Raw genomic sequence first — 5,072 nt, forward strand, 5'->3', positions numbered from 1 at the left:
GGACAATGCTCTGGTCTATGAAGATGTGCCGGATAAAGATGCGGAGAAGGTACAGCAGTATTTTCACCAACTGGCCGCTCGGGTAAATAAAGGACTCAAAACCATAGGATATGAATACTGCCCGGCAGATATGATGGCTTCTAACCCCAATTGGTGTAAACCCCTGAATGAATGGAAGCAGACAGTTACCGGCTGGATTCACAACCCGGGGAAGGAAGAAGTGCTGCTCTCCTCTATCTTCTTTGACTTCAATTACACTTATGGCACCCGAAGTCTGGTTACTCAATTATCCAATCACATTTTCAGCAATGTTGATTCCTACCCGATGTTCTATTATCACCTGGCCAGTGGAGCCCTGCAAAACCCTTCCCCTTCCGGTTTTTTCAGACAGTTTCTCCTGGAACAGGACGGGAAGCACAAAGATTTTTTCGACTTAAAGCGAAGAGTCCTGATGCCTTTTACAGATGCCGCCAGGGTACTGATCCTGTCACACAAGGTTCGGTCGATTAACAATACAGCCGAACGATTTGAAAAGCTGGCGGATCTCGAAGCCAACAACCGTGAGTTTTTCCTTTCCTGTTCCTATGCCACGAAAGCCCTATTAAAATTCCGGACCAAGCAGGGCCTCCTGCATTCAGATTCAGGGCGGTTTATTGCGTTGGATACTTTGAGCAAAGAAGAAAAGATAAAATTGAAGCGCACCTTTAAAATCCTGAAAGAGCTCCAGGAACTGATCGCACTCCGATTTAAGGTCACAAATCGGGTGTTATGAAGGTATGGACCCGGAAGGATTGGAAAGGCCTGTTTAAGGTTGGAAGTCAGGTCCCTGAACGCCCCGTTTCAGAAGTCTGTTTTGCAGTAATCGACTCGGAGACGACCGGGTTGGACCCCTCGAAAGATCGCATCCTCAGTTTTGGGGGTGTAAAAATAATCAATGGCCGTATGCAGGTCCGGGATACCCTGGAGATTTTTATCGCCCAGGACCACTTTGATGCCAACTCTGTTCCCATACACGGAATCCTGAAAACAGGCCCCAATGCGCGTATCCCTGAAAAACAGGCCCTGGTGCAACTCGGATCCTATCTGGAAGACTCCATTCTGGTGGGGCACCATATTGGGTTTGATCTCGAAATGATCCGCCAGGCCCAGATACGACATGGCCTTCCCCCTTTGGAGAATATCGCCCTGGACACCGGTCGACTCTACCGGAAAACCTTGCTAAAAACCCCACTGGTCCCTAAAAAGCCAGGTTATAGTCTGGATGAACTGGCAAAGAAGTACGACATCTCCTGTAAAGACAGGCATACCGCCCTGGGCGATGCCTACATTACCGCACTCGCCTTTATGCATATACTGGGGCAATTGAATATAAAACCGGGGTCTTCCCTCAAGGACCTGGTGCGAATCGCCCGATAATCAGGAGCGCGTCTGCAGATACCGGGTGACGTTCTCGTCGATCCTGTTCTCAATATCCGAAATGTCTCCTTTTTCAAAAGGGGTTCCCAAAATATTCTCATACAGTTCCACGTATCGGTCTGAAACCGAGGTGACGTAGGCGTCGGTCATTTCCGGAAGGCTTTGGCCCTCGAGCCCCTGGAAACCATGGGATATCAACCATTGGCGTACAAATTCCTTGGAGAGTTGTTTCTGAGCCTCCCCTTTTTGTTGCCGCTCCTGGTAGCCCTCCGCATAGAAATACCGGGAAGAATCCGGGGTGTGGATCTCATCGATCAGCATAATCCTGCCATCCGGGGACCGGCCGAATTCATATTTTGTATCGACCAGGATGAGTCCTTTTTCGTCCGCCTGTTCTGATCCCCTTTGAAAAAGTTTGCGGGTAATGGATTCCAATTCGGCGTAATCCGAGGCAGACACCAAACCCCGATCGACAATGGCCTGGGCCGATATATCTTCATCGTGATCCCCCTGCTCTGCTTTGGTCGCCGGGGTAATGACCGGCTCCGGAAATGGATCGTTCTCCTTCATGCCTTCCGGCATTTCCACTCCGCAGAGTACGCGCTTTCCGGAGGCGTATTCACGGGCTGCATGACCGGCCAGGTACCCCCGGATCACCATTTCCACTTTAAAGGGTTCACATCGCACCCCCACAGTGACGTTCGGATCCGGCATGGCTTCTATCCAATTGGGAACGATATCCCGGGTCGCCTGCATCATCGCAAAGGCGAGCTGGTTCAGAATCTGGCCTTTGTAGGGTATGCCTTTGGGAAGTACAACATCAAAGGCAGAGAGGCGGTCGGTGGCCACAACGACCAAAAGGTCATTCTCCAGAAAATACACCTCCCGTACCTTGCCCTTATACACCTTTTTTTGCCCGGGAAAATTAAAATCTGTGCTCGTAATGGTTTGGCTCGTCATTAGTTCTGGTGTTCGATGGTTTTATAGGCATCTATCACTTTTTTGACGAGCTTATGGCGGATGACATCCTTGTCGTCGAGATAGATGATTTCGATCCCCTTTATGTTTTTCAGGATCAACAGAGCCTCCTTGAGTCCGGAAATAACCCTGCGGGGCAAGTCGATCTGTCCCGGATCTCCCGTGAGTAAAAATTTGGCGCTTTTCCCCATTCGCGTCAGGAACATTTTCATCTGGGCATGGGTCGTATTCTGGGCCTCGTCTAAAATCACAAAGGCGTGATCGAGCGTTCGCCCTCTCATAAAGGCCATCGGGGCTATTTGGATGGTGCCGTCCTCGATATATTTAACCAGGCGTTCGGCCGGTATCATATCCCGAAGGGCATCGTAAAGAGGTTGCATATACGGGTCCAGCTTCTCCTTGAGGTCCCCGGGTAAGAAACCCAGGTTCTCCCCTGCCTCCACTGCAGGCCGGGTGAGGATGATGCGCTTGACTTCCTTGTTTTTAAGTGCCCGGACGGCGAGGGCCACTCCAGTATAGGTCTTTCCGGTACCTGCCGGGCCGATGGCAAAAACCATATCGTTTTTCCCCATGGCATCTACCAACCTGCGCTGATTGACTGTTTGTGCTTTGACCATACGCCCGTTGACCCCGTGGACCAGCACATCACTGCTGGTTGCCGAAGAAGCGTAATCTTCTTTTCCGTTGCTGCTCAGAATGCGTTCGATCCCATTTTCATCCAGTTTATTGTACTTGGAAAAATGTTCCGTCAACATCTTAAAGCGCTTTTCAAACTCCTCTAAAGAAGGAGGATCCCCATAAACCTTGATCTTATTGCCTCTTGCGACAATTTTGAGTTGGGGAAACGATTTTTTGAGAAGGTCTATGTTTGCATTCCGATCCCCGAAGAAATCCCGGGGATTAATGTCTGTGAGTTCGAGGATGAGTTCGTTCAAAAAGAAAGGAGTGTTTATAAGTGCTCTGAACAGATGCGGTCAGCCGCCCTTTTTTTTACTTAATTTTGCTGAACAAACTTACGTAAAATTCAATTTGACGCCTTAAAAAAATATCAACACCCAAGGATGCCAATCATCACCCTGACCACAGATTTTGGGCTTAAAGATCATTATGTAGGCGCTATAAAAGGGCACATTTACAGTGAACTCCCCGAGGCTACCCTTGTTGATATTTCACACCAGGTGAGCCCCTTCCACATACAGGAATGCGCCTACCTGCTCAAAAATGCCTACAAGGCTTTTCCAGAGGGCAGTATCCATATTGTAGGGGTGGATTCTGAAAAAACATCGGAGAACACCCATCTGGCCCTGCTGGTCGACGGCCACTTCTTTATCACGGCAGACAATGGGGTCATCAGCCTGATCACGGACGAGGTTACCCCGGATAAAGTAGTTGAAATACAATTGCCCAATACCATATCCAGTCCGTTCCCGGTACTGGATGTTTTTGTAAAAGTCGCCTGCCACCTGGCGCGGGGGGGTACCCTTGAAGTCATCGGCAAACCGTTTTTGGGATTGCGCTCTATCCGGGAAAATGCCCCTACGATCACCAACAGCGGGAATACGATATTAGGTACGGTACTCTACATCGATAACTACGGAAATGTCGTGACCAATATTCATAAAAACCTTTTCGAAGCCTATCGGAAAGGGCGGGCCTTTACCCTGGAAGCGCGCAATAAAAAGCTCACCGAGATATACAAAAAATACAGTGACATTATCAACTTCGATCTCGACAAGTCCCAGCGGCGGGGGGCCGGGGATTTGATGGCGCTTTTCAATTCCGCGGGCTATATTGAACTGGCCATATACAAGAGCAACCCCAATACCGTCGGTGGGGCTGCGAGCCTCCTCGGATTAGACTATCGCGACACGGTATTGATAAACTTTACATAGATGCTGACCCGAATTGTAAAAATGACCTTTGAACCGGAAAATATCCCTAGTTTTGAACGCCTTTTCCAGGCCTCAGAAAAAGGGATACGCAGTTTTCCCGGCTGCCTGAAGGTAAACTTGTTGCAGGACATGGGCGACCCTTCAACCTTTTTCACCTACAGCCAGTGGGAGTCTGAAGCGGCCCTGGAGGAGTACCGGCAGTCTGAGTTTTTCAAGGGTGTCTGGGGCCAGACCCGGAAATTGTTTTCGGAGCGGCCAAAAGCCTGGAGCCTGAAGACAAAGGATATATAAAGAATAGATGTATGTGGCCTGTTTTTAAAAAAGAGATCAGCTCGTTCTTCACAAGTCCGGTCGGATACCTGGTCATGGGGCTTTTTCTGGTATTATCCGGTCTGTTTCTATGGGTTTTTAAAGGCCCCTTTAATATCCTGGATTTTGGTTTTGCAGACCTCAGCCTCTTTTTCCTCCTGGCTCCCTGGATTTTCCTGCTCCTGATACCGGCCGTTACGATGCGCTCATTTTCGGAAGAGCAAAAACTGGGAACCCTCGAACTCCTGCTCAGTAAGCCCATATCTACCACCTCGCTTGTCCTGGGCAAATATTTCGGAGCCCTGGTGCTTGTGCTTATCGCCATCCTCCCTACCCTGCTCTACGTGGCGAGCATTTACAATCTGGGGACTACCGCAGGAAATATGGATACAGGACTGGTTTGGGGATCCTATGGGGGCCTGGTACTGCTGATGGCACTATATATTTCTATCGGACTTTTATGCTCCACACTAACAG

General features: G+C 49.3%; 7 protein-coding genes. 5 read left to right on the plus strand and 2 right to left on the minus strand.

The genetic code is table 11. The annotated features are described in order from the left end of the window. On the plus strand, nt 1–772 hold a 772-nt coding region (locus WBV75_RS11955; RefSeq protein WP_424120821.1), incomplete at its 5' end, for a putative nucleotidyltransferase substrate binding domain-containing protein. Beyond that, the gene (locus tag WBV75_RS11960; RefSeq protein WP_424120822.1) at nt 769–1,416 is read left to right on the plus strand and encodes a 3'-5' exonuclease; all 648 of its coding nucleotides are present in this window, start codon (nt 769–771) and stop codon (nt 1,414–1,416) included. The genes WBV75_RS11955 and WBV75_RS11960, both read left to right, overlap by 4 nt. Here WBV75_RS11960 and WBV75_RS11965 read toward each other — a convergent pair whose 3' ends face one another. Together WBV75_RS11965 and WBV75_RS11970 are read right to left on the minus strand one after the other, a co-directional pair. Further along, entirely contained in the window at nt 1,417–2,376 is a 960-nt protein-coding gene (locus WBV75_RS11965) for a phosphoribosylaminoimidazolesuccinocarboxamide synthase (RefSeq protein WP_424120823.1), read from the minus strand. Next, on the minus strand, nt 2,376–3,329 hold the full coding sequence (locus WBV75_RS11970) for a PhoH family protein (protein WP_424120824.1): 954 nt from the start codon (nt 3,327–3,329) through the stop codon (nt 2,376–2,378). The genes WBV75_RS11965 and WBV75_RS11970 overlap by 1 nt, the downstream gene beginning before the upstream one ends. Before the next feature lie 126 nt (nt 3,330–3,455). Here WBV75_RS11970 and WBV75_RS11975 point away from each other — a divergent pair, with 126 nt between their 5' ends. The 3 genes from WBV75_RS11975 to WBV75_RS11985 all read left to right on the plus strand — a co-directional run. After that, entirely contained in the window at nt 3,456–4,286 is an 831-nt protein-coding gene (locus WBV75_RS11975) for an SAM hydrolase/SAM-dependent halogenase family protein (RefSeq protein WP_424120825.1), read from the plus strand. Then, on the plus strand, nt 4,287–4,577 hold the full coding sequence (locus WBV75_RS11980; protein WP_424120826.1) for a putative quinol monooxygenase: 291 nt from the start codon (nt 4,287–4,289) through the stop codon (nt 4,575–4,577). It abuts the gene before it with no gap. Between the two features lie 11 nt (nt 4,578–4,588). Beyond that, nucleotides 4,589–5,072: ABC transporter permease subunit (locus WBV75_RS11985; RefSeq protein WP_424120827.1), on the plus strand; the 484-nt coding region annotated here is incomplete at its 3' end.

The organism is Robiginitalea sp., assembly GCF_049588695.1.
Taxonomy (GTDB): Bacteria; Bacteroidota; Bacteroidia; order Flavobacteriales; family Flavobacteriaceae; genus Robiginitalea.

Bases quoted from the DNA above. Each gene is read 5' to 3' on its own strand.
- WBV75_RS11960 (WP_424120822.1), top strand. From the start codon at position 769: ATGAAGGTATGGACCCGGAAGGATTGGAAAGGCCTGTTTAAGGTTGGA.
- WBV75_RS11965 (WP_424120823.1), bottom strand. From the start codon at position 2,376: ATGACGAGCCAAACCATTACGAGCACAGATTTTAATTTTCCCGGGCAA.
- WBV75_RS11975 (WP_424120825.1), top strand. From the start codon at position 3,456: ATGCCAATCATCACCCTGACCACAGATTTTGGGCTTAAAGATCATTAT.
- WBV75_RS11980 (WP_424120826.1), top strand. From the start codon at position 4,287: ATGCTGACCCGAATTGTAAAAATGACCTTTGAACCGGAAAATATCCCT.